Source organism: Chloroflexota bacterium, from assembly GCA_014360805.1.
GTDB lineage: Bacteria > Chloroflexota > Anaerolineae > DTLA01 > DTLA01 > DTLA01.
This window is the reverse complement of record JACIWU010000051.1, coordinates 1-22,370: the sequence shown is the minus strand read 5'-3', so window position 1 is coordinate 22,370 and position 22,370 is coordinate 1. Positions and strand designations below refer to the sequence as shown.

The following is a 22,370-nucleotide window of genomic DNA, read 5'->3' as shown; positions in this document are numbered from 1 at the left end:
AGCGGCGCAAGGACAAAGAGGAACTGGCCCGCATCCGCCAACGCCTGGAACAGCAACTGCTGGCCGCCGACGAGCAGGTGCGGCGCTTCCAGGAACTGGATGCGCGCCTGTCTGCCGTTCAGACGCAGGTCGCCCGAATGGCGCGGTTTGATCAGGCGCTGGAGCAATTGCGCAAGGAACTCGTCGCGCTGGTGGGGCAAGTGGACGAGAAACTCACCACGGCCCAGCGCGAGGCCGAACGCGCCCGCCTGGTGGAACGCGAGGCGCAGACCGCCGCCATCGCCGAAATGCGCAAGCAACTGGAACCCCTGCCCAAACTGGAGGAGGCGCTGGAGGCCCGCCGCACCGAGGAACAGCGCCTCAACCAGATGATCCTGGAGCAGCGTTCCAAACTCCTGGCGCTGCAGGACCGCCTGGACGAGCAGATTCACGCCACCCACGTCGTGGAGGAGCAGCGCGCCCACGACGCGAAGCGCATCGCCGAGATTCAGGAGACGGCCAATGAACTCCTGCGCCGCACCGAGGCCCTCACGGCGAAGGCCCAACTGCTGGAAGACAGCCTCCGCAAGACCGAGCAGCAGGTGGCGACGATTCAGGCCACGCGGGATGACCTCCGCACCGAGCAGCGCCAGTTCATGGAGGAGCAACTCCTGGCCGAACAGAAGCGCAAGCGCCAGTTGGACGAGTGGGCGCAGGAACTCGCCCAGCACCAGAAGCGCATGGCCGACTTCTCGGCCGCGATGCAGGTGTACAAGGACTTCTACGACAAGAACCGCCACGCCCTGGAAAGCCTGGAGAAACTGCAAACCCACCTGTCCCAACGCCAGGCCGAACTGGTGGAGATGCAGCGCCTGTCCGAGGAGCGGCAGAAGAAGACGCTGCTGGAATGGCGCGAGGAGAACGAGAAGCGGTGGAAGCAGGAGGCGCTGGCGGCCGAGCACGCCTGGAACCAGCAGCAGCGCCAGAACGAAACTTTCGCCAGTCGCCTGGATGCGCTGGAAGCCGCCACCGCTTTGGCGGATGCGGAACTCGCCCGCGTGTGGGAGGAACTGACCCAGATCGTGGCGGCGCAACTGGAGTGCCTGCACAAGCGCCAGGCCGCCCTGGACGAAATCGTGGCAGCCCGCAAGAAGAAAGGCGCGGCATGGATAAAGCGTGAACCGTAAGCCTTGCCTTTGGGAGCGGACATCGGCGTTTCAAACGGGGGAAGCGTAGATGCACGTCATCGGTACTGCCGGACATGTGGATCACGGCAAGTCCACGCTGGTAAAGGCGCTCACCGGCATAGACCCAGACCGCCTGAAAGAAGAGAAAGAGCGCGAGATGACCATTGACCTGGGATTCGCCTGGCTCACGCTGCCCAGCGGCGAATCGGTCGGCATCGTGGACGTGCCCGGCCACAAGGACTTCATCAAGAACATGCTGGCCGGCGTGGGTGGCATAGACGCGGCCGTCCTTGTCATCGCCGCGGACGAAGGCGTCATGCCCCAGACGCGCGAGCACCTGGACATCCTTGACCTTTTGCAGGTGCAGAACGGCGTGGTCGCGCTCACCAAAAGGGATTTGGTGGAAGACCCCGAGTGGCTGGACCTGGTCCTGGCCGACGTGAGCGAGACGCTGGAGGGCACGGTGCTGGAGGGCGCGCCCATCATCCCCGTGTCGGCCCGCACGCGGGAGGGCATCCCCGAACTCCTGGCGGCCCTGGAGCGCACCCTGGGCCAGATTCCGCCGCGCCCCGACCGCGGACGCCCTCGGCTCCCCGTGGACCGGGTTTTCAGCATCGCCGGCTTCGGTACCGTCGTTACCGGCACGCTGACCGATGGCTCCCTGCGCGTCGGGCAGGAGGTGGAAATCCAGCCCCAGGCGCTCAAGGCGCGGGTTCGCGGTCTCCAGTCGCACAAGCAGAAGGTGGACGTGGCCATGCCCGGCAGCCGCGTGGCGGTGAACCTGTCGGGCGTGAACACCGACCAGATAAAGCGCGGCGACGTCGTTACGAGCCCAGGCTGGCTTCGCCCGACCGTGCTGGCCGACGTGCGCCTGAAGAGCCTGGACGACGCGCCTCGCGCCTTGAGGCACGGCCAGGAGGTGGAATTCTTCTGCGGCGCGGCGGAAGTGATGGCGAAAGTGAGGCTGCTGGAGAGCGACACGCTGGCCCCCGGACACGAGGGCTGGGCGCAGTTGGCCTTGAGCCGCGCCGTCCCCCTGGTCAAGGGCGACCGCTTTGTCATCCGCCAGCCATCGCCCAGCCTCACCATCGGCGGCGGCGTGGTCGTGAACCCGCACCCGGGCCGCAAGCACCGGCGCAAGCAGCCGTCGGTCATCGCGCAGTTGGAGACCGCCGCCCACGGGACGCCGGAGGAGATCATCCTGCAGGCGCTGGACTCGCCGCCGCCCCTGGAGGTGGGCGAGTTGCTGCGCAAGAGCGGGATGCCCCGCGAAACGCTCCTTGAGGCCCTGGAGCGCCTGCGGTCACAGGGGCAGGTAGTTCCCATCGGCGACAAGACCCTGGCCGACGCGACGCTCGTTACCACGCCGCACGCCTGGCAGGCCCTCGTGGGCCAGATGACCGACCTGTTGCGGGCCTATCACCAGCAGTACCCCGCCCGCCTGGGGATGCCGAAAGAAGAGGTCAAGAGCCGCCTGAAGATGCCCGCCCGCCTGTTCAACGAGATCGTCCAGCAGGCCGCCGCCGAGGGCGCTGTGGCGTCGGACGAGGCCGCGCTGCGCCTCCCGTCGCATACGCCGCACTTCCGGCCAGAGGAGCAGGCGAAGGTGGACGCGCTACTGGCGGCCTTCCGCCGCTCGCCCTATGCCACGCCGTCGGTGGCCGAGTGCGAGCAGGCCGTGGGCAGCGAGGTGTTCAACGCGCTGGTGGAGCAGGGCCGACTGGTCAAGGTGAGCGCGGAGGTGGTCTTCCTCGCCGAGACCTACGACGAGATGGTGGACCGCGTGATGCGGTTCATCAAGGAGAACGGCTCCATCACCGTGGCGCAGGTGCGCGACATGTTCAGCGCTAGCCGCAAATACGCCCTGGCCCTGATGGAGCACCTGGACCAGCGCAAGGTAACGCGGCGCGTCGGCGACGAGCGCGTGCTGCGGTAGCGTGCGCCGCCACGCGCCGCATCCGGACAACGGGTGGATTCCAATCCTGGGGCGGAGGTTACCTCACCCATCCTCACCCTGGCTCTCCCCTTCCTCTCCGCGCGCGGGAAGGGAAGGGGAGGGTTGGGGAGAGGTGCGGCGAGGCGTTTGAGGATGTAGTGCGGCGGCGCGGATCGGAGTAAGTGCCGTGTACCGTATCCGCATCCTGGACGCCGCGGCGCGTGATCTGGGAAGGCTGGACAAAATTGTTGGCTGTGTCTTTGCGGGCGAACAAGCCTGAAGGCCGTGGCGCCCACGCGCGCCGGGCCCGCCCTACCCAAGTCCCTCCACCCATTCCGCCGCCGCATTCACATACACCAGCCGCCCGCCGAAGAACGTGCCCAGCACCTTCACCGCCGGAATCCGCATGGGGTCTACCGTGAAGATGTCTTCGGACAGGACCGCAAGGTCGGCCAGTTTCCCCGGCGTGATGGACCCCAACTGCCCCTCCAACCCCGCCGCGTAGGCGTTGCCCATGGTGAAGGCGCGGACGGCTTCCTCCACGGTCAGGCGCTCCTGCGGCTGCCAGCCGTCGGGGCCGGGGCTTCCGTCTGGGCGGCGGCGCGTAACCGCCGCGTGGATGCCCAACAGCGGGCCCAGCCGCTCCACGGGGCAGTCGGAGCCGAAGGCCAGTCGCGTGCCGTGGACCAGCAGCGAGCGGAACGGATAGGCCCATCTTCCCCGCGCGCCCCAGTACCGGTCCACCATCTCGTAGTCGGCGGTGGCGTGCGTGGGCTGGACCGAGGCGATGATGTCCAGCGCGGCGAAGCGGGGGATGTCCTCCTCCGTGAGCAGTTGGGCGTGCTCAATGCGGTGGCGCAGCGGCGGGCGCAGGGTGTTCTCGCGCTGGCGGGCCTCGGCCAGCACATCCAGCACCTCGCGGTTGGCGCGGTCGCCGATGGCGTGAACGGTGGCGCTGATGCCGGCGTCGCACGCGCGCAGCACCCAATCGCGCATCTCGTCCTTCGTCATGGTGCAGATGCCGCAGTTGTCCGTGCCCTCAAACGGCTGGAGCATGTACGCCGTGCGGGAGCCGAGGGAGCCGTCGGCGAACAGTTTTAGCCCGCCGATGCGCAGCGTCGCGTCGCCCAGGCCGGTGAACACGCCCGCCCGCATGGCGTCCTCGGCGGTGTCCTTGTTCAGGTGCGCCAGGACGCGCAGTTTCAGTTCGCCGCGCTGGTGCAGGATGCCGAAGCAAGCCAGGGCCTCGGCCTTCTCGCAATCGTGGATGCCGGTAACGCCGACGGCGTGAGCCTTGGCGATGGCCTCACGCACCGCGCGCACCGTTTCTTCCGTGCCGGGCTTGGGCACGACGGCCTCCAGCAACTTGCAGGCGTTCTCTTTTAGGATGCCGGTCGGCTCGCCCGATTCATCGCGCTCAATCTCGCCGCCCTCGGGGTCGGGGGTGTCGCGGGTGATGCCGGCGATTTCCAGCGCGCGACTGTTGGCCCAGACGCTGTGCAGGTCTTTGCTGTCCAGCGCCACGGGCACATGGGGCGCGATGCGGTCCAGATGGTGGCGCGTGGGGAAGCGCGGGTCGGCCCACAGGTTGCGATCCCAGCCGCCGCCGAGCACCCACTCGTCCGGCCCCGCCTCGGACACCCGCCGCGCGACAACCTCCAGCACGTCATCCAGCGACGCCAGCCCGTCGAGCGCCAGGCGCCGCAACTTCCGTGCGTACTCCAGAAAGTGGACGTGGCCGTCGGTGAAGCCGGGAAGGACCGTCGCGCCGCGGAGGTCAATGGCGCGGCCTGCTGGCGACAGCAGCGGGAGGAGTTCATCCGGCCGCTCGGACACGGCCAGGATGCGGCCCGCGGAGAGGGCGACCGAGGCGGCCACGGGCAGGCGCTTGTCCATGGTGTACACGCGCGCGTTGTGCAGAATCCAGTCGGCAGTTCGCATGGTTCACACCTCACGATGGAGAATGGGATGATCGCTTCTGCTGCATCCAAGTCTTCGTTTGGGATATTATTCTCACACAAAGGCACAGAGCACACTCTCTTCGTGCCTCCGTGTCTTTGTGTGGGATGTTTTCCTCATGGCGCGAAGCGGCTGATACCCGCATCGGTCGCGAACCACACCGCCCCGCGCCCGTCGGGCAGGATGGCCCTGACGCGGGCCGACGCCAGGCCCGAGTTCTCCGGCGTGTACACCTGCCAGTTGTGGCCGTCGTAGGCGGCCACGCCACCCTCCACCGCAATCCAGACGCGGCCGCTGGCGGCGTCCACGGCCCACAGGCGGTTCGGGTTGTTCAGGGTGCGCAGGATGCGCGCGTGATCGTAGCCGACGGCCTCGGGCAGGTGGCGGTAGTTGAACCACCCCTCCGCGACGAACCGACGCACGGCCCTGCGCGCGCCAAACCAGCATGCGCCGCCGTCGTCCAGCGCCAGCCCCCAAATCTCCTGCTCGGTGGGCGGCATCGCCGAATCGGTGAAGGTCTGCCAGGACTTGCCGTCGTATCGGGAGATGCCGCGGTTGGTGGCACACCACAACACGCCCTCGCCGTCCACGGCGACATCCCACACGTAGCCCCCCGCCGGGCCGTTCGCACCGGGCGCGTAGGATGTCCAACTGTCCTTCTGACGCACGCTCAGCCCGTCTTCGGTCCCAACCCAGAGCGCCCCCTCCGCATCCCACGCCAGCGAGAGCGCGCGCCCCGTGGCCAACCCGCCTTCGCCACTCTTGAATCGGGTCCAGCGCTGGCCGTCGTATAGGGCCACGCCGTCGTCCGCGGCGAACCAGATTCCGCCCGCCGGGTCGGCGAGGATAGCGTTGACGTTGGCCGGGGCCTGCTCGCGGCCGGGGAACGTGGTCCAGCGCCCGGCCTCGTATCGGGCTACGGGGCTGCCGGTGAACCCGGCCCAGAGCGCGCCATCCGGCCCGATGGTCAGAGCGCGCACGCGGTTGGACGGCGGCGCGACGCCGGTGGTGGAGCGTCGTGTCCATATTTGCCCGTCAAAGTCGGCCAGGCCGCTGTCCAGAATCGCCCAGATTCTGCCGCCCGCGGCCAGGATGGGCCAACGTTTGCTGCGGGCCATCGCCTGTGTCCACAGGGCCGCGTACTGCGCAGCCGCTTCGCGCACCGTCCCGACGCGGCTCCATGCGCCCTCGTATCGGTAGATTCCCTGCGGCGACGCGGCCCACAGCGCCCCGTCCGCCGTCTGGGCCAGCGCCGTCGCCGCGCCAGGCGCGCCGCTGTCCGGCGGGTACGCAGTCCACACGCCATTCTGGAAGCGCGCCAGGCCGGTATCCGTTGCGGCCAGGACAGCGCCATCGGTGAGGACCAGCAGGGCATTCACCATGCCCGGCGGCAGGCCCGAGTTCTGGGCCGTGTAGGTAACCACGTCGCTATCGGACAGGACGGTTACGCCCAGGCGGGACGCCACCCACCGTCGCCCTTCCGCATCCAGCGCCACCTCGCTGATCGGCCAGCCCAGGCGAAACGCCTCTTGGAAGTCAAACGCATCTTCGCCATCTGGACGCGACACGTACAGCACGCCATCCTGGCCGCCGGCCCAGATTCTGCCATCGGGGGCCACGGCCACCGCACGGATGTCGCGTCGCGTCAATCCGCTTTGCGTGCTCCAAACCGCGCCCCCATAGCGGCTCAACCCACCGTCCGTCGCCGCCCAGATGTCTCCATCGGCCCCCAGGTCCAGGGCGTACACGTTGTTGGAACGCAGTCCATCCTGCGGCGCAAGAAACTGGCGGAAGGTCTCGTCGGCGGCATCCCAGCGGACCACGCCGCCCGTCGTCGCCACCCACACGTAGCGACCGTCGGAAAGGAACGCGCGCGCCTCGTCGCCGCTGGCGTAGGTCGTCCATGCCGCAAGGGTCGTCGTCGGCGAGGTTGTGGGCAGGGGGAGCGCCGTCGGTTCGGGCGTCGGCTCCACCGTGGCGTCCTGGATGGCATAGACGGTGGCCTGCTGCGAACTGCACGCGAATACCCGCTGGCGCGCGGCGTCGGCCACTAAGAGGTGAGTGGGCCCACCCACCGCCACCTGCGACAGGACATCGCCCGTCGCGCCGTCCACAATGGCCACCGTGCCGTCCAGCAGCGCTGCATACACGCGGGCGCGCGGCTCGTCCAGGGCAAGCGTGGCCACCCCGGCCCCGAGCGACACCGTATCGGACACGCGGCTTTGGCTGTCTAGCAGGAGCAAGCGGCGGTCGCCATAGACGCTCACAAAGGTCTTGCCCGAGTTTCTGTCGCCCACGACGGTGAAGGGCACGTACTCGTTGGGGATGTCCTCGGGGATGGGGATTTCTGCATAGAGACGCGCCTGCTGCGCCGACAAATCTACCAGCACAACCCGGCCACCGTGCGCGAGCACTGCCACTCCCCGCGTCCCATCGGCATGGGCGGCTACCCGTTCGTCCGCGCGGATGGGTAGCGCGATTTGCAGCCGCGATTCTTCCAGCGAGCGGCCGTCCAGCAGCGATAGGGTGAGCGTGCCCGGCGTGGCCGGCGACTGCCAGACCGTGAGCAGCAGCCCGGCGGCCTCGTCCACATCCAGGGCGACCAGCCTGCCGCCGCTCACGACCTTCAGCAGGCGATGGCCGGCGCCCTCCAGGACCTGCACCGAGGACTGCGGCCCCGATAACCCTACGTAAACCTGATTGAGGGTGCTGTCCACCCCCAGCATCGGCGCGCCGGCCCACTCCACCACGCGGCTTGCGGTTTGGCCCCCTGCGGCGGCCACGTAGAGACCGTCGGCGCAGGAAATCCACACCTCGCCGGTGGCGCGGTTCACCGCCAGCGCCGTGGGCCGAGGGCCCACACCGATGGCGCGGACAGCCTGCTCTCGTTGCAAGGAGAAAACGTACACCGTGGCCCCAACGGGATCGGCAAGGTACACCTGCCCATCGGCGGGGTGCACGGCGGCCGCCGACGGCACCAGCGCGTGGGAAATCAAATCCTGGGTGCGCGCCGTCAGGTCTATCACGGCCACAGCGCCCGAACCCGGCAGGGATACGAACAGGCGATCCTGCCCCGGATCCAGGACCATCGCATCGGGCCGCGACGGCAAAGTCCACCGCAAGAACTCGGCTCCGTCGGGAGCCAGCGCCAGCACCAGGTTGGCGCCGGGGATCGCGACGTAGGAGACGCCCGTGGTTGGGTGTATCACGGCGACGCCCGGCGCGCCCGGAAGGTCAAGCAGTACCACCCGCCCCCGGTCCACCAGCGCGGCTCGGTCGCCCCCGACCTGCGCCACGATGAGGCGGCGGGCCGAAGCCTGCGCCTGGAGAAAATGCGCGGACGGGAAGATGTCCAGCGCCGTGGGGCTTGCCAGCCGGCGCGTGTCGGCCATGAGCAACCGCCCCTGACGCCAATCACTGACGTACAGGGCGCTCGTGCTGGCGTCCAGCGCCATCTCCACCGGCTCGCCGCCCAGGTCGTACACGCCCACGATGCCAGAGTCGGGGGCGTAGACCGTCATCGAGGCCTGGTACTGGTGCAGGATGAACAGGCGGTGCGTGCGCCCGTCCACCGCGAAGGCGGTAGGCGCGGCCTGGAGCGGCACAACCTCCACCCGGCCGGTGCGGGCGTCCAGCACCGACAGGGCATTGGCGATCTCCTGACCCTGCGGGCCTTTCGCCCCCGAAAGGTACACCTTGCCGGCGCCGGCATCGGCCTCCATGAGCGGTCGCGAGCCCCCCGCGCGCACGACCACCATCAGCCCCGTGTCCACGTTGATGGCGGCGACCTCGCCGGACGCCAGCGCGGCTACGGCCAGATTGTACGCCGGCAGGAAGACGGTCCTCCACGGCGGGGCGGCGAGGGGCACGGTGCGGGCGATGACCCCGCGCCCGCCGTCCAGGACATACAGGGCAGCAGGCCCGCTTCCGCCAGCGCCCCCCAAGAGCACCTGTTGCGCGTCGGAATCCAGGCCCAGGATGCGGGTGCCGCGCGGCGTGGGCACGCGGGTTACGCGCAGCGTGCGCGTGTCCACGATATCCACTTCCTCGGCGCACAGCACGTAGAGGCGGCGGTGTTTGGCGTCCAGCGCCATGTCTGTGGGGTTGGCGCCGATGCCCTGGCGCAGCGGGATGAACCCCGCGAGGATGGGGCCAACCGGCGCCGACGTGGGGCTTGCCTGGGGCGGCGGGGTGCGCGGGGTGCGCAGGGCCGTCTCGGGCGTGGCCGTGCCCACCTCGGCCTGGCACGCGCCGAGAACCAGCGCCGCCGCGAGGGCAAGCGCCGCCCACAACAGTCCTGTCCGCAAAGTCGGTTGGCGGTGCGATAGGGCCGACGTCATCCCACGCCTCCGGCGCCATTGTAGCATAGGTTGCCCCGTCGCGGGAAACGACCGCGCGGGTATGACAGATCAGGCGCCGCGTGGTATAATCAGCGCGGAAGGAAACATGACGGCGAATCGGGAGGTTCCGATGCAAGAAGACCAGACCTATATCCAGGACATCGCCCAACACGAGGGCCAGGAAGTAACGCTCAAAGGATGGCTTTTCCGCAGCACCGACAAGGGGAAACTCCAATTCCTCATGGTGCGCGACGGGACGGGGTTCATCCAGTGCATCGTATTCCAGAAGGCGGTCTCGCCCGAAACCTTTGAGGCGGCCAGGCGGGTTACGCAGGAGTCCTCGCTCATCGTGCGCGGGAAGGTGCGCAAGGAGCCGCGCGCCCCGGGCGGCTATGAGGTGGATGCATCGGAAGTGCAGATCGTGCAACTGGCCCAGGACTACCCCATCACGCCCAAGGAGCACGGCGTGGACTTCCTGATGGATCGGCGGCACCTGTGGCTACGGTCGCAGTCGCAGTGGGCCGTCATGCGCGTGCGCGCCACCGTCGTGCGGGCCATCCGCGACTGGCTGGACGGCCACGGCTTCCTGAACCTGGACACACCGATCCTGACGCCCACCTCCTGCGAGGACACCACCACCCTGTTCGCCACCGACTACTTCGGCGAGCCGGCCTATCTCACCCAGAGCGGGCAACTGTACAACGAGGCCCACATCATGGCGTTCGGCAAGGTATACTGTTTCGGGCCGACCTTCCGCGCCGAGAAATCCAAGACGCGCCGCCACCTGATGGAGTTCTGGATGGTGGAACCGGAAATGGCCTACGCCGACCTGGACGACTGCATGAAGGTGGAGGAGGAGTTCGTCTCGTACATCGTCCAGACCACCCTGCGCGAGCGCGCCTACGAGTTGTCGCTCCTGGGGCGCGACACGACGGTGCTCCAGAACGTTACGCCGCCTTTCCCGCGCATCTCCTACGACGATGCCGTGAAACTGCTGAACGAGAAAGGCGTGAGCATTGAGTGGGGCGACGATTTCGGCGCGCCCCACGAGACCGCCATCGCCGAGAGTTTTGACAAGCCGGTGTTCGTTCACCATTACCCGGCCAAGTGCAAGGCGTTCTACATGGAGGTGGAACCCGACCGACCGGAACTCTCCAAGTCGGTGGACCTTCTCGCTCCCGAAGGGTACGGCGAAATCATCGGGGGTGGCGAGCGCACCGCCAGTCTGGAACTGCTAGAGCAGCGCATCCGGGAGCACAGGCTCAAGCGCGAGGCGTACGAGTGGTACCTGGACCTCCGGCGCTACGGTTCGGTGCCGCATTCGGGCTTCGGGCTGGGGCTGGAGCGAACCGTGGCGTGGATCTGCGGCCTGTCGCACATCCGCGAGACCATCCCGTTCCCGCGGATGCTTACGCGGCTGTACCCGTAGGCGAGGCTTTTTGCCCTGGCCCTTTGGGGCGGGCATGCGTCGTCCCCTCTCTCGCCGGGAGAGGGCTAGGGTGAGGGATGCCACCACCGCGCGGCGCGCACCTCACCCCCTCATTCCCCCCTCTCCGCTGGCGGAGAAGGGGGAGGCCGAAGGCCGGGGTGAGGTTGACATCACCGCGCGGGGCTAAACCCCCGCGCTACGGGGGGCGAAGCCCCGAAGGGGCTTGGCTCGTTCAGCCCGGCGCTTCGGCGTCGGGCGTCCGGTGCGCACCTCACCCCCTCATTCCCCCTCTCCGCTGGCGGAGAAGGGGAGGCCGAAGGCCGGGGTGAGGTTGGCATCACCGCGCGGGGCTAAACCCCCGCGCTACGGGGGGCGAAGCCCCTTCGGGACTGACCCCAGCCAGGAGGGCTTGGCCCTTTCAGCCCGGCGCTTCGGCGTCGGGCGGGCATGCGTCGCCCCCCACAGGCGAATCCGTCCCCTCTCCCGCTGGGAGAGGGCCAGGGTGAGGGAGGCACTTCGGCTCATGGCCACATCCAAAGGCTAATGGCTAACGGCCAACGACCAACGGCCATGCACCAGGAGGAGGATATGTCCGTACAGGAGGAAATCCAACGCCTGCGAGAACTCATCCGCTACCACAACTACCGCTATCACGTCCTTGACGCGCCGGAAATCTCCGACGCCGAATACGACGCCCTGTTCCAGCGGCTCAAGGCGCTGGAGGCCGAGCACCCCGAACTCATCACGCCCGACTCGCCCACCCAGCGCGTCGGCGGGGCCGTCCTGGAGCGGTTTGAGAAGGTGCGCCACCCCCGCCCCATCCTCAGCCTAGCCAACGTCTTCTCCGAGGAGGAACTGCGGGCGTGGGAGGAGCGCAACCGCAAACTCCTGCCCGACGGCACGCCGCTGGACTACGTGGTGGAGCCGAAGATTGACGGGCTGACGGTCGTCTTGACCTACGTCAACGGCGTGTTCACCCAGGGAGCCACCCGCGGCGACGGCGAGGTGGGCGAGGACATCACCGCCAACCTGCGCACGGTGCGCCAGGTGCCGCTGCGCATCCCCGTAACGGGCAATGACCCCGCGCCCGCGCGGCTGGTGGTGCGCGGCGAGGCGTACATGGCTCTGGCCGACTTTGAGGCGTTCAACCGCCGCCAGGAGGAGCGCGGCGAAAAAACCTTCGCCAACCCCCGTAACGCTGCCGCCGGTTCGCTGCGCCAGTTGGATCCCAGCATCACGGCTGCGCGCCCCCTGCGCCTGTACACCTACGCCATCGTGGACGCCGACGGCGTGGACATCACGCACCAATGGGACGTGCTAGACTACCTGAAGCGCATGGGGTTCCCCGTGGCCGACGGGTGCGAACTGTGTCCGAACCTGGACGCGGTCATGGAGATGTACCGCGTGTGGGAGTCCGAGCGCGACACCCTGGGGTACGAGATTGACGGCGTGGTCATCAAGATCAACGACCTGCGCATCCAGGACGCGCTGGGGTTCGTGGGCAAGGATCCGCGCGGGGCCGTGGCGTTCAAATTCGCAGCGCGGCAGGCGGCGACGAAACTGCTGGCCGTGGGCATCAACGTCGGGCGCACCGGCACGCTCAACCCCTACGCCATCCTGGAGCCGGTGGCCGTGGGCGGCGTTACCATCAAGCAGGCCACCCTGCACAACTTTGACGACATCGCGCGCAAGGACATCCGCGTGGGCGACACGGTCATCATCCAGCGTGCCGGCGACGTGATCCCCCAGGTGGTGGGGCCGGTGGAATCCCTGCGCGACGGCGATGAGCAACCCATCGCGCCGCCCACCCACTGCCCCGTGTGCGGCGAGCCGGTCTATCGCGCCGAAGACGAGGTGGCCTACTACTGCGTCAACGCCTCGTGTCCGGCCCAGTTGGTGCGCAAAGTGGAGCATTTCGCGTCGCGCGGGGCCATGGACATCGTGGGGTTCGGCTCGCGCCTGGCCGAGCAGTTCGTGGAGGCGGGCCTGCTCCATGACGTGGCCGACTTCTACTACCTGACCAAAGAGCAGATTCTGGGGCTGGAAGGGTTCGCCGACAAGAGCGCCGAGAATTTGCTGGCGGCCATAGAGGCGTCCAAGAACCGCCCGCTCCAGCGGCTGCTCACGGCGCTGGGCATCCGCCATGTGGGATCCGTCGTGGCGGGCATCCTGGCCGAGCACTTCGGCTCCATAGACGCGCTGATGGCGGCGACGGAAGAGGATTTGCAGCAGGTTCCCGGCCTCGGCCCCTACACGGCGCAGGCGGTGGTGGAGTTCTTCGCCAGCCCCAGCAACCGCGCGGTGATAGAGAAACTGCGGCGGGCCGGCGTGCGCATGGCCGACGTGCGGGCCGAAGCGCCTGCGCGGCCTCAACCGCTGGCCGGCAAGACCTTCGTCATCACCGGCACGCTGCCCACCATGAGCCGCGACGAGGCGGCGGAGTTCATCCGCGCCCACGGCGGCAAGGTTACCGATTCCGTCAGCGCCAAGACCGACTACCTGGTGGTGGGAGCCTCTCCGGGCGGGACGAAGTACAACAAGGCCGTGCAGTTGGGCATCCCCATGATAGACGAGGCCGCCCTGCGCCGCATGGCCGAGGGCGGTTAGCGCGGAGCACACAAAAACGGGCCGTCCGTGGGGGCGGCCCGTTCTCGTTAGCAGGCGTCTCGTCTATCGCAGATTGTAGAACACGTCCTTGCCCGGGAATATGGCCGAGTCGCCCAGTTGCTCCTCTATGCGCAGGAGTTGGTTGTACTTGGCCACGCGCTCGGAGCGGCAGGGCGCGCCGGTCTTGATCTGCCCCGTGTTCAGCGCCACCACCAGGTCGGCGATGGTGGTGTCCTCGGTCTCGCCCGAGCGGTGCGACACCACGACCGTCCAGCCGGCGCGGGTGGCCATCTGCACGGCGGCGATGGCCTCGGTGAGGGTGCCGATCTGATTCACCTTGCACAGCAGCGAGTTGGCGGCGCGCTCGCGGATGGCCCGCTGCACCCGCTCCACGTTGGTTACCAGCAAGTCGTCGCCCACGATCTGAATCTTGCGCCCCAGGCGCTCCATCAGCGCCCGCCAGCCGTCCCAGTCGTCCTCGGCCAGGCCGTCCTCCAGCGAGACGATGGGATACTTGCGCACCCAGTCCTCGTAGAAGGCGATCATCTGCTCGCTAGACAGCACACGCCCTTCCTTCTTCAGGTGATACTTGCCGTTCTCGTAGAACTCGGACGCGGCGGGGTCCAGCGCCAGGTAAATCTCGTCGCCGGGCTTGTAGCCGGCCTTGGCGATGGCCTCCAGGATGAGTTCCACGGCCTCCTCGTTGGACTTCAGCGACGGGGCGAACCCGCCCTCATCGCCCACGTTGGTGGAGTAGCCCTTCTTGGCGAGGAGTTTCTTGAGGGCCTGGTAGGTCTCGGAGCACCAGCGGAGCGCCTCTCGGAACGAGGGCGCGCCCAGCGGCATGATCATGAATTCCTGCAGGTCGGTGCTGTCCAGGGCATGCTTGCCGCCGTTGAGGATGTTCATCATGGGCACGGGCAGGGTGCGCGCGTTGACGCCGCCCAGGTAGCGGTACAGGGGGATGTCCAGCATGGCTGCGGCGGCCTTTGCCACGGCCAGCGACACCCCCAGGATGGCGTTGGCCCCCAGGCGGCCCTTGTTGGGCGTGCCGTCCAGTTCCACCAGGTGCGCGTCAATCCCCGCCTGGTCCAGCGCATCCCAACCCAACAGTTCGTCGGCGATCTCCTCGTTGACGTTCTGGACGGCCTTCTGCACGCCCTTGCCGCCGTAGTACGATTTGTCGTCGTCGCGAAGTTCCACGGCTTCGTGAGCGCCCGTGGACGCGCCCGATGGGATGATGGCGCGCCCCATTTCGCCGGTGTCCAGGTACACCTCCACCTCCACGGTGGGGTTGCCCCGCGAGTCCAGCACCTCTCGCGCGAAGATGTCTTCTATCATCTGTACCCTCCGCTCATTTATTGGAGCGTTTCGCGATGCGATGTTCCCGCTCCATTGTTCACCCGTTCGCTGCTCGGGGTGGGGACGACGGCCCTCACCCCAACCCTCTCCCGCGGGGCGAGGGAGCGATGGCCCTCACTCTGGGCGAGGGGCGGGGCCTATGCCTTCAGGCCCAGGGCGCGGTACAATTCGTCAAAGTCAAACCGCTCGTCCAGCATCTGCACAAAACGGTTGAGTTTCTGCACCTGGCGGAAGCGCGTTCTGCCGAAGAACCGCTCAATGATCTCCACCGTGCTCAGCGTGTCGTAGTTGACCAGGATGACAGGCACGCCCACCTCCTCGGCGCGGCCCAGGATGATGGGGCTGGGCTGCATGTTGCCGGTGAGCACCAGGCACTTGGTGGAGGTCTCCAGCGCCGCCAGTTGGATGTCGGGCCGGTCGCCGCCGGTGATGACCGCCTTGTTGGGCTTGCGGCGGAAGTAGGTCAGCGCGCTGTCCACGCTCATCGCGCCGACCATCAGGTGCTCCACCAGTTCGTCTAGCCTATCGGGGCAGCACAGCACTTGGCCGCTGAGGGCCTCGGCGATCTCAGCCACGCTAATGGACAGGAGCAGGCGGTCCTGCGGGATGACGGCGAAGGTGCGGATGCCCCTGGCGGCCAGCGCCTTGACGATGACCTCCTGGATGAACTCCATGTGCATCTTGGGCACCGCGTTGATGACCACGCCCAGCATGGAGTCGCCGAGCCGTTTCTGCGCCGTCAGCGCGTCGTCCATGACCTGCACGTTGCTCATGTACTTCAGGATCACGAGTTCGGGCGCTTTGAGCAGGTGGGACACGTGCGGCGTGCCCAGGTCCACGATGTATCCTTCACGCAGCGACCCGCCGCCCTCCAGGATGACGATGTCGCGCCCCTCGGCGACCTTCCGGTAGGCCTTGTGGAGCATGTCCTCGGCGTTGATGTGGACCTTGCCGGTCAGGATTTCGTCCACGAATTCCGGCGTGAGGGCGACTGCGGTCAGTTGTTCGGGCTGCTCCCTCAGGCCCAGAACGTCGCGCACAAAGGCGGCGTCCTCGTCAATGACCTTGCCCTGGATACGGTGGGCGACGCTGCTCACGGGCTTCAGGTAACCCACCGAATACCCATCGCGTTGCATCCGCTGGGCAAGCCCAAGGCAAAGGGCGGTCTTGCCGGAAACCGGCTCAATGGATGTGATGTACAAGTTCGCCATTCTGTCTTCTCCTTTGGTTACGTTGATAACCCGTAGCCGTTCGCTAACTGATGACCAGACGCATGTCCACGGCGTAGGCCCCCTGGCCGCTGTCCAGCACCATCAGGGGGTTGATGTCCATTTCCACGACTTCGGGGAAATCGGTAACGAGTTGTGAGACCCGCAGCAAGATGTCCACCATGGCGTCCATGTCGGCGGGTTTCTGGCCGCGGACGCCCTTGAGGAGATTGTACGAGCGGATCTCGGCGATCATCTCCTCGGCTTCCTTGCGCGACACGGGGGCAATGCGGAACGAAACGTCTTTCAGGACTTCCACGTAGATGCCGCCGAGGCCGAACATGAGGAGGGGGCCGAACTGCGGGTCGCGGTTCATGCCGATGATGACCTCGCGGCCGCCCATGATCATCTGCTGGACCAGGCAGCCCCAGATGCGCGCCTCGGGCATGAAACGGGTGGCGCGGTACACCAGCAGGTCAAAGGCGTCGCGCACGTCGGACGCGCTGCGCAGGCCCACCTTCACGCCGCCGATGTCGGTCTTGTGCAAGATGTCGGGCGACGCGATCTTCATCACCACGGGGAAGCCGATTGCCTGGGCGATGGCCACGGCCTCGTCGGCGGTGGCGGCCAATTTGGACTCGGGGATGCGGATGCCGTAGGCTTGCAGGATGTCGCGGGCTTCCGAGTCGCCGATGGTGAGGCGGCCGTCGGCCTTCGCCTGCGCGAAGACGTTGCGCACCATGTCCTTGTTCACGTCAAAGGTCTCAAAGGTGGGCATGGGGCGCTCCATCCACGCCACCTGGCGGTACATGGCGCGCAGGGCCGCCACGGCCCGCTCGGGTACCACGTAGTTGGGCACCAGGTACTCGTTGAGGATCTTCACGCCAGCGCTGGTGGTCGCCTCACCCATGAAACTGGCCAGGATGGGCTTGTTGAACTTCTTGGACGCCTGGCCGATGGCGTGGGCCGTTTCCTCTATCTCGGTCATCACCTGCGGCGTGAGGATGACGATGAGAGCGCCCACGTCGGGATCCTTGAGCACCGTCTCAATGGCCATGGCGTAGCGGTCGGCGCGGGCATCTCCCAGCACGTCCACCGGGTTGAGGACGCTGGCCGCCGCCGGCAGGTTGGCGCGCAGATAGTCCATCGTCTCGCGCGACAGCGAAGCCTGGCGCAGGCCGGCGCGTTCCAGGGCGTCGGTGGCCATGATGCCCGGCCCGCCTGCGTTGGTAACGATGACCACGCCGCCCTTGCCCGGCAGCGGCTGCCGTGCGAAGGCCACCGAGAAGTCAAACAAATCCTGCACCGAACCGGCGCGGATGACCCCTGCCTGGCTGAATGCCGCGTCGTAGGCGCGCTCGGAGCCGGCCAGCGTGCCCGTGTGCGAGGACACCGCCCGCGAACCGGCGCTGGTGGTGCCCGACTTGACGGCGATCATCGGCTTGCGCTTGGTTACGCGCCGCGCGATGTCAATGAACCGCGCGCCGTTGACGATGCCTTCCAGATACGCCATGATGACGCGGGATTCGGGGTCGTCGCCCCACGCTTCCATGAAGTCAATCTCGTTCAGGTCGGCCTTATTGCCCAGCGACACGAACCGCGAGAACCCCACGTTCTGGGCCAGCGCCATGTCCAGGATAGACGTGCACAGCGCGCCCGACTGGGACATGAAGGCGATCTTGCCGCGCTTGGGCATGCCGGCCGCGAACGAGGCGTTCATCTTGCCGATGGTGTCTATCACGCCCAAGACGTTGGGGCCGACCATGCGGATGTTGTACTTGCGGGCGATCTCTATGAGGGTGCGTTCCATTTTCGCGCCCTCGCTGCCGGTCTCGCGGAAGCCGGCGGAGATGATGATGGCGCCCTTCACCCCCTTCTGCCCGCACTCTTCCAGGGCCGCCGCCACGTACTTGGCCGGTATCACGATGACCGCCAACTCAATGGGTTCAGGCACGTTCAGGACGCTGGGGTAGCACTTCAGGCCGAGAATCTCGTCGGCCTTGGGGTTGATGGGATAAACCTTTCCCGGGTAGCCGTACTGGACAATGTTGTTGAGCACCGAGTAGCCCAGTTTGTCGGTCTCGCGGGATGCTCCAATGACAGCGATGGATTTCGGCGTAGAGAAGGTTTCTATCATGATCTTCACCCACTTCCTAGAGATTCGGGCGCGGTGGGTGCGAATCTGCCCCGCCGTGCGCACAACGGCGGGGATTATACTCCAACGGAGCGCCGAATGCAAATCCGATTGTGATAGATTGCGCAATTTAGTGGGGTTGCATTGCCCCGCGCTACTCGCGCCCTACTTCCTCGGCGATGAGCACCAGTTGGTGCGGCTGAACCAGGGTGATGCGCCCGCGCCGCGAACGGATGATGCCGCGCTTGGTCCATCGGCTCATGACGCGAATGGCCGTCTCCACGGTGGTGCCCGTCATGTCGGCGATGTCCTGGCGGGTGATGGGGGCGTTGATGAGGATGCCTTCGCCCGTGCGCTGGCCCGTGGCGGCGGCCAGTTTCAGCAGGACGCGGGCGATTCGCCGCTCCACCCGCTCCACCGCCAGGCTCATCATGGTCTGGTACGCTTCCTGGAGCCGCTTGCCCAGGCTCCGCGCCGTCTGGAGCGCCAGTTCCGGATGCCGATCCAGCGCGCGGAGATAGTCCGCGCGGCGAATTCCCCACACCTGCGACGTTTCCATGGCCTGGGCCGAGACGGGATAGACCGAGCCGTCCAGGATGCCGATTTCGCCCACGGTGTCGCCCGCCGACACGATTTCCAGGAGCATCTCCTTGCCCGTGTCGGAATGCTTCAGGACCTTGATGCGCCCGCTGCCCACCAGGTACAGCGTATCCGCCGGGTCGCCCTCAAAGAACAAATACTCGTCCTTGCCCACGGTTCGCGGGCGGAAGAGCGACGCCAGACCTTCCATGGCCTCCCCGGACAGCGTGGCCAGAGGGGGCATTGCGACGGGTTGCTGGTTCACGGCATCAGTCCTTGCGCGTATAGTGCACGTATTATAGCATCACATGGCACGGCAAGGCAACCGCGGCTTGGGCTAGCCCCATCGCGAGCGGAGCAAAGCAAACCTGCGGGGTTGTAACCGCGAATCTCGCGAATCCACGCGAATGGACAATAGCGCGCGCAGGGCGGGCTTCCATACCTGCCCTACGCCTCCGGCGGCTATGGAGAGCCGACCTACGTGCCTGGGCTACGGTATCCGAGCGTCGCCCGTATGTTCAACTTCACCTAACCCCTCCCGCACCCTCCCCTTTTCTCTCCGCCGCGCATCGGGTACGCGGAGGGCTGGGGTGGGGATGGGTGAGGTCAAGCGCCCCACGAGTGCGAAGACCCCAGGGTCTCGGGCCGCATGCCTCTTCGCCGCGGCTGCGCCCTCAACGCGAAACGCTGGAGCACTGCCTGTCGGGCACGGTGGTGGCGGCGGCGAAGCCGGAGGCCGTCGCCGTCTGCGGTGCCAGAATCCGAATGGCGCGGGCCAGTTGGGTGTCGCCAGCCTTCTCAATCTCGTCGGGGGCCAAGGTTCCCGACTTGGCAGGCGTGAGGATGGTCCCGTCGGCGGGGAGCGCCACGACCTCGTCCGGCGTGATGCCCTGGCGCCGCAGGCTGCGCCCGCTCGGCGTGAGCCACTGCGCCGTGCCGAGCAGGATGGCCGAGCCGTCGCTGAGATTGAACGTGGACAGCACGGTGCCGGTGCCGAAAGTAGGCTGGCCCACGATGACGCCCCGCCCGTTGTCCTGGATGGCACCCGCGAAAATCTCGGACGCGCTGGCCGACCCCTCGTTCACCAGCACCGCGATGGGGATGTCTACGGCCAATCCACCCCGCTCCACCGGGTAGGGCTTGCGCGAGCCGTCCCGCCGCTCCTCCAGAACCACGTTGCCCGAGGCCAAGAACTGGCTGGCGACGGACACGGCCTGATCCAGAAGCCCGCCGGGGTTGTTGCGCACGTCCACGATGAGCGCCTGCGCGCCGGCATTCTTGGCCGCCGTGAGGGCGTCCTTGAGGCCGGGCAGGGCAGTGGCGCTAAACTGGCTGATGCGTATGTGGGCGATGTGGGTTTCGGGGATCATGGCCCACGATACGGCGGCGATGCGAATGACCTCGCGCACGATGGTGAACTCCAGCAGCGAGGCGCTGCCGGGGCGCATGATGGTGAGGGTAACCTGCGACCCCTCGGGGCCTCGGATGCGGGCCACCACCTCGTCCAGCGACAGGCCGCTGGTGTCCTCGCCGTCCACGCGGATGATGTAGTCGCCCGCCTGGATGCCCGCCTGTTGGGCCGGCGAGCCGTCAAACGGCGCGATAATAACGGGGCGACCGTCGCGCATCCCAATCTCCGCGCCGATGCCGGAATACTTGCCGGTCATGCTCACGCGCTCCTCGGCCAGGTCCTTCGGCGTGAGGAAGCGGGTGTGGCCGATGTCTCCCAGCGAATCCAACATCCCGCGGATGGCCCCGTAGGTCATGGCCTTGGGGTCCAGCGCGGTCGGGTCCACAAAGTTCTCCTGAGCGATATTCCACGCTTCCCAGAAGATGGCGAACTGCTGCTCAACGCTGGCGGGCTGCTGCTGATAGCGGGCGGTCAGCCATCCACGGGCCACAAAGCCGGCCCCAAACGCGCCGATGATGAGCGCGAATATGACGAAGGCGGACAGGACATAGCGGGTCGTGCGCAATCTTCACCTCCGGGTGCGGCGTCGGCATGACTATCGCAGCCGAGCGCCCTCTCTGCTGTACAACTCAACCGCATGGCGTATGTGTTCGTAGGCGGCTTCGCGCGGTTCCCAGCCAATGGGCTTGACGCGAATCTCTTCCAGGTCCTTATACACAGAGAAGAAGTGGGCCACCTCGCGGAGGAAGTGAGGTGGGACATCCTCCAGGTCGCGGATTTCGGTGTAGAGCGGGTCCGACGCGGGTACGGCCAGCACCTTGTCGTCGGGCAAGTCCCTGTCCATCATGCGGAAGAACGCCACCGGCCGCGCCTCCAGCACGCAGCCGGGGAAGGTCGGCTCGTTGATCATCACCAGCACATCCAGCGGGTCGCCGTCCTCGTAGTGGGTGCGCGGAATAAGCCCGTAGTCGCCGGGGTAGTACAGGGACGAGAACAGGACACGATTCAGTTTGATCACGCCCAGGCGCTTGTCGTACTCGTATTTGTTGCGGCTCCCCTTGGGAATCTCCACGATGACGTTGATGACTTCGGGCCAGTCGGGGCCTACGGGAAGTTCATTCCACAGGTTCATGTTCGCACCCCTCCGCATGGTCTGTACCGGCATTCTATGTGCGCCAAGCGCAGGCGTCAAGTTGCGCGCGGGGGCGGCGAGCAGTGCGGCTATCCTGTAGGGCGGCTATCCCTAGCCGCCAGATGCGGTGTCGGGTATGGGACCCCGACCTAGGGATGAGAGGCAGCGTCCACGCGCGGCGCACGCGCGACGCGCCGTTTTGTCATGCAGCGCGTTTTCGGCTATTGTAGGGCGCAATCCTCCGCTAGGGGCAGGTATGAGCAAGCGCACACGGGAACGCATCGCGGTTGTGGTCATCGGCATCGGGCTTTTCGCGCTGGACTGGGCGGTGAAGGGAGTGGCCGAGCGGTCGCTGACTTTCGGGGCCGAACCCATCCCTTCGCCGATTCCGTTCGTCTCCTGGTACTTGAGTTACAACGAGGGATATCATTACATCTTCGGGGCGCTGGGGCCGTACCGGTGGATCGCCGGGGCGTCGCTGGCGCTGGCGGTGGGGATGGTGGTCTATTTACTGCACTGGGCCGGGGAGATGGCCGCTTCGGCGCCGGCGCGGAAGGTGGTGCTCGTCATGGCCACGCTGTTGGTCGGGGCGCTGAGCAACCCGGTGGAAATCCTGCTGCGAGGCCACGCCACCGACTTCTTCCGCGTCCGCGGGTTCCCGTGGACGGCGAACCTGTGCGATCAGTACGTGAATCTCATCGTGTACGTGCTCACGCCGATCCTGTTGGTGATGGTGTGGCGGGGGTGGGACAAGCCGCGCCAACCCGCGCCGCCCCCGACGGCTGCGGATGACGGCAGCGGCGAGTAGGGGGCGGGGCGGGCGGCATCCACGAATAACCCGAATCTACGCGAAGGGTATTACGCCTGACGCCGAAACCGTCGGGCTGGCGCTGAAGACCCCAAGGGCGTCGGAGACCCTTGGGGTCTAGCCCCGCGCGGGCATGCCGACCTCACCCCCTCGTTCCCCCTCTCCGCTGGCGGAGTTCAGGGGCGGACAGGGGTGAGGTGCGTGTCGGAAAACTCAGGCGGTTCGTGGGCATGGGCACCTTCTGAATATGAACGCGTGCAAATGGTGTGCTTGAATCTGCGCCTGCCAGTTCGGGGCAT

Annotated in this window: 13 protein-coding genes; 5 read left to right on the top strand and 8 right to left on the bottom strand. The window is 67.0% G+C overall.

Going from position 1 to position 22,370, the window contains the following annotated elements; translation table 11 throughout:
• Together H5T65_09630 and selB are read left to right on the top strand one after the other, a co-directional pair.
• On the top strand, nt 1-1,166 hold a 1,166-nt coding region (locus H5T65_09630; GenBank protein MBC7259496.1), incomplete at its 5' end, for a hypothetical protein.
• A gap of 49 nt (nt 1,167-1,215) precedes the next feature.
• Nucleotides 1,216-3,102 carry a selenocysteine-specific translation elongation factor gene (selB, locus tag H5T65_09625; protein MBC7259495.1) on the top strand — a complete coding sequence of 629 codons (1,887 nt, stop codon included), beginning with the start codon at nt 1,216-1,218 and terminating at the stop codon, nt 3,100-3,102.
• Between the two features lie 312 nt (nt 3,103-3,414).
• Here selB and H5T65_09620 read toward each other — a convergent pair whose 3' ends face one another.
• The gene (locus tag H5T65_09620) at nt 3,415-5,043 is read right to left on the bottom strand and encodes an amidohydrolase (GenBank protein MBC7259494.1); all 1,629 of its coding nucleotides are present in this window, start codon (nt 5,041-5,043) and stop codon (nt 3,415-3,417) included.
• 134 nt (nt 5,044-5,177) lie between these two features.
• Nucleotides 5,178-9,401 carry a hypothetical protein gene (locus H5T65_09615; GenBank protein ID MBC7259493.1) on the bottom strand — a complete coding sequence of 1,408 codons (4,224 nt, stop codon included), beginning with the start codon at nt 9,399-9,401 and terminating at the stop codon, nt 5,178-5,180.
• A gap of 130 nt (nt 9,402-9,531) precedes the next feature.
• Here H5T65_09615 and asnS point away from each other — a divergent pair, with 130 nt between their 5' ends.
• Both asnS and ligA read left to right on the top strand, forming a co-directional pair.
• Nucleotides 9,532-10,830 (top strand): asparagine--tRNA ligase, encoded by a 1,299-nt coding sequence (asnS, locus tag H5T65_09610; protein ID MBC7259492.1) that lies wholly within the window; start codon nt 9,532-9,534, stop codon nt 10,828-10,830.
• A 570-nt stretch (nt 10,831-11,400) separates the two neighbouring features.
• The gene (gene ligA / locus H5T65_09605) at nt 11,401-13,437 is read left to right on the top strand and encodes an NAD-dependent DNA ligase LigA (protein ID MBC7259491.1); all 2,037 of its coding nucleotides are present in this window, start codon (nt 11,401-11,403) and stop codon (nt 13,435-13,437) included.
• Between the two features lie 63 nt (nt 13,438-13,500).
• Here the strand turns inward: ligA and eno are convergent, their stop codons facing one another.
• The 6 genes from eno to H5T65_09575 all read right to left on the bottom strand — a co-directional run bounded on the left by eno (nt 13,501) and on the right by H5T65_09575 (nt 21,263).
• Entirely contained in the window at nt 13,501-14,778 is a 1,278-nt protein-coding gene (gene eno, locus H5T65_09600; protein ID MBC7259490.1) for a phosphopyruvate hydratase, read from the bottom strand.
• Between the two features lie 158 nt (nt 14,779-14,936).
• Nucleotides 14,937-16,010 carry a phosphotransacetylase family protein gene (locus H5T65_09595; protein ID MBC7259489.1) on the bottom strand — a complete coding sequence of 358 codons (1,074 nt, stop codon included), beginning with the start codon at nt 16,008-16,010 and terminating at the stop codon, nt 14,937-14,939.
• Nucleotides 16,011-16,053: 43 nt separating this feature from the next.
• The gene (locus tag H5T65_09590; GenBank protein ID MBC7259488.1) at nt 16,054-18,144 is read right to left on the bottom strand and encodes an acetate--CoA ligase; all 2,091 of its coding nucleotides are present in this window, start codon (nt 18,142-18,144) and stop codon (nt 16,054-16,056) included.
• Nucleotides 18,145-18,295: 151 nt separating this feature from the next.
• Nucleotides 18,296-18,931, bottom strand: a complete 636-nt coding sequence (locus H5T65_09585) for a Crp/Fnr family transcriptional regulator (GenBank protein MBC7259487.1) — start codon at nt 18,929-18,931, stop codon at nt 18,296-18,298.
• A 463-nt stretch (nt 18,932-19,394) separates the two neighbouring features.
• On the bottom strand, nt 19,395-20,696 hold the full coding sequence (locus H5T65_09580) for a S41 family peptidase (protein ID MBC7259486.1): 1,302 nt from the start codon (nt 20,694-20,696) through the stop codon (nt 19,395-19,397).
• A gap of 30 nt (nt 20,697-20,726) precedes the next feature.
• The gene (locus H5T65_09575; protein ID MBC7259485.1) at nt 20,727-21,263 is read right to left on the bottom strand and encodes an inorganic diphosphatase; all 537 of its coding nucleotides are present in this window, start codon (nt 21,261-21,263) and stop codon (nt 20,727-20,729) included.
• Nucleotides 21,264-21,519: 256 nt separating this feature from the next.
• Between H5T65_09575 and H5T65_09570 the strand changes: the two genes are divergently transcribed.
• A complete protein-coding gene (locus H5T65_09570; protein ID MBC7259484.1) occupies nt 21,520-22,071 on the top strand; it encodes a signal peptidase II in 552 nt (183 codons plus the stop codon).
• The last annotated feature ends 299 nt before the right edge of the window (nt 22,072-22,370 follow it).

Excerpts from the sequence above, each read along its gene's own strand:
- selB (MBC7259495.1), top strand. The coding sequence starts at position 1,216 with ATGCACGTCATCGGTACTGCCGGACATGTGGATCACGGCAAGTCCACG.
- H5T65_09620 (MBC7259494.1), bottom strand. The coding sequence starts at position 5,043 with ATGCGAACTGCCGACTGGATTCTGCACAACGCGCGCGTGTACACCATG.
- H5T65_09615 (MBC7259493.1), bottom strand. The coding sequence starts at position 9,401 with ATGACGTCGGCCCTATCGCACCGCCAACCGACTTTGCGGACAGGACTG.
- asnS (MBC7259492.1), top strand. The coding sequence starts at position 9,532 with ATGCAAGAAGACCAGACCTATATCCAGGACATCGCCCAACACGAGGGC.
- ligA (MBC7259491.1), top strand. The coding sequence starts at position 11,401 with ATGCACCAGGAGGAGGATATGTCCGTACAGGAGGAAATCCAACGCCTG.
- eno (MBC7259490.1), bottom strand. The coding sequence starts at position 14,778 with ATGATAGAAGACATCTTCGCGCGAGAGGTGCTGGACTCGCGGGGCAAC.
- H5T65_09595 (MBC7259489.1), bottom strand. The coding sequence starts at position 16,010 with ATGGCGAACTTGTACATCACATCCATTGAGCCGGTTTCCGGCAAGACC.
- H5T65_09590 (MBC7259488.1), bottom strand. The coding sequence starts at position 18,144 with ATGATAGAAACCTTCTCTACGCCGAAATCCATCGCTGTCATTGGAGCA.
- H5T65_09585 (MBC7259487.1), bottom strand. The coding sequence starts at position 18,931 with ATGGAAGGTCTGGCGTCGCTCTTCCGCCCGCGAACCGTGGGCAAGGAC.
- H5T65_09575 (MBC7259485.1), bottom strand. The coding sequence starts at position 21,263 with ATGAACCTGTGGAATGAACTTCCCGTAGGCCCCGACTGGCCCGAAGTC.
- H5T65_09570 (MBC7259484.1), top strand. The coding sequence starts at position 21,520 with ATGAGCAAGCGCACACGGGAACGCATCGCGGTTGTGGTCATCGGCATC.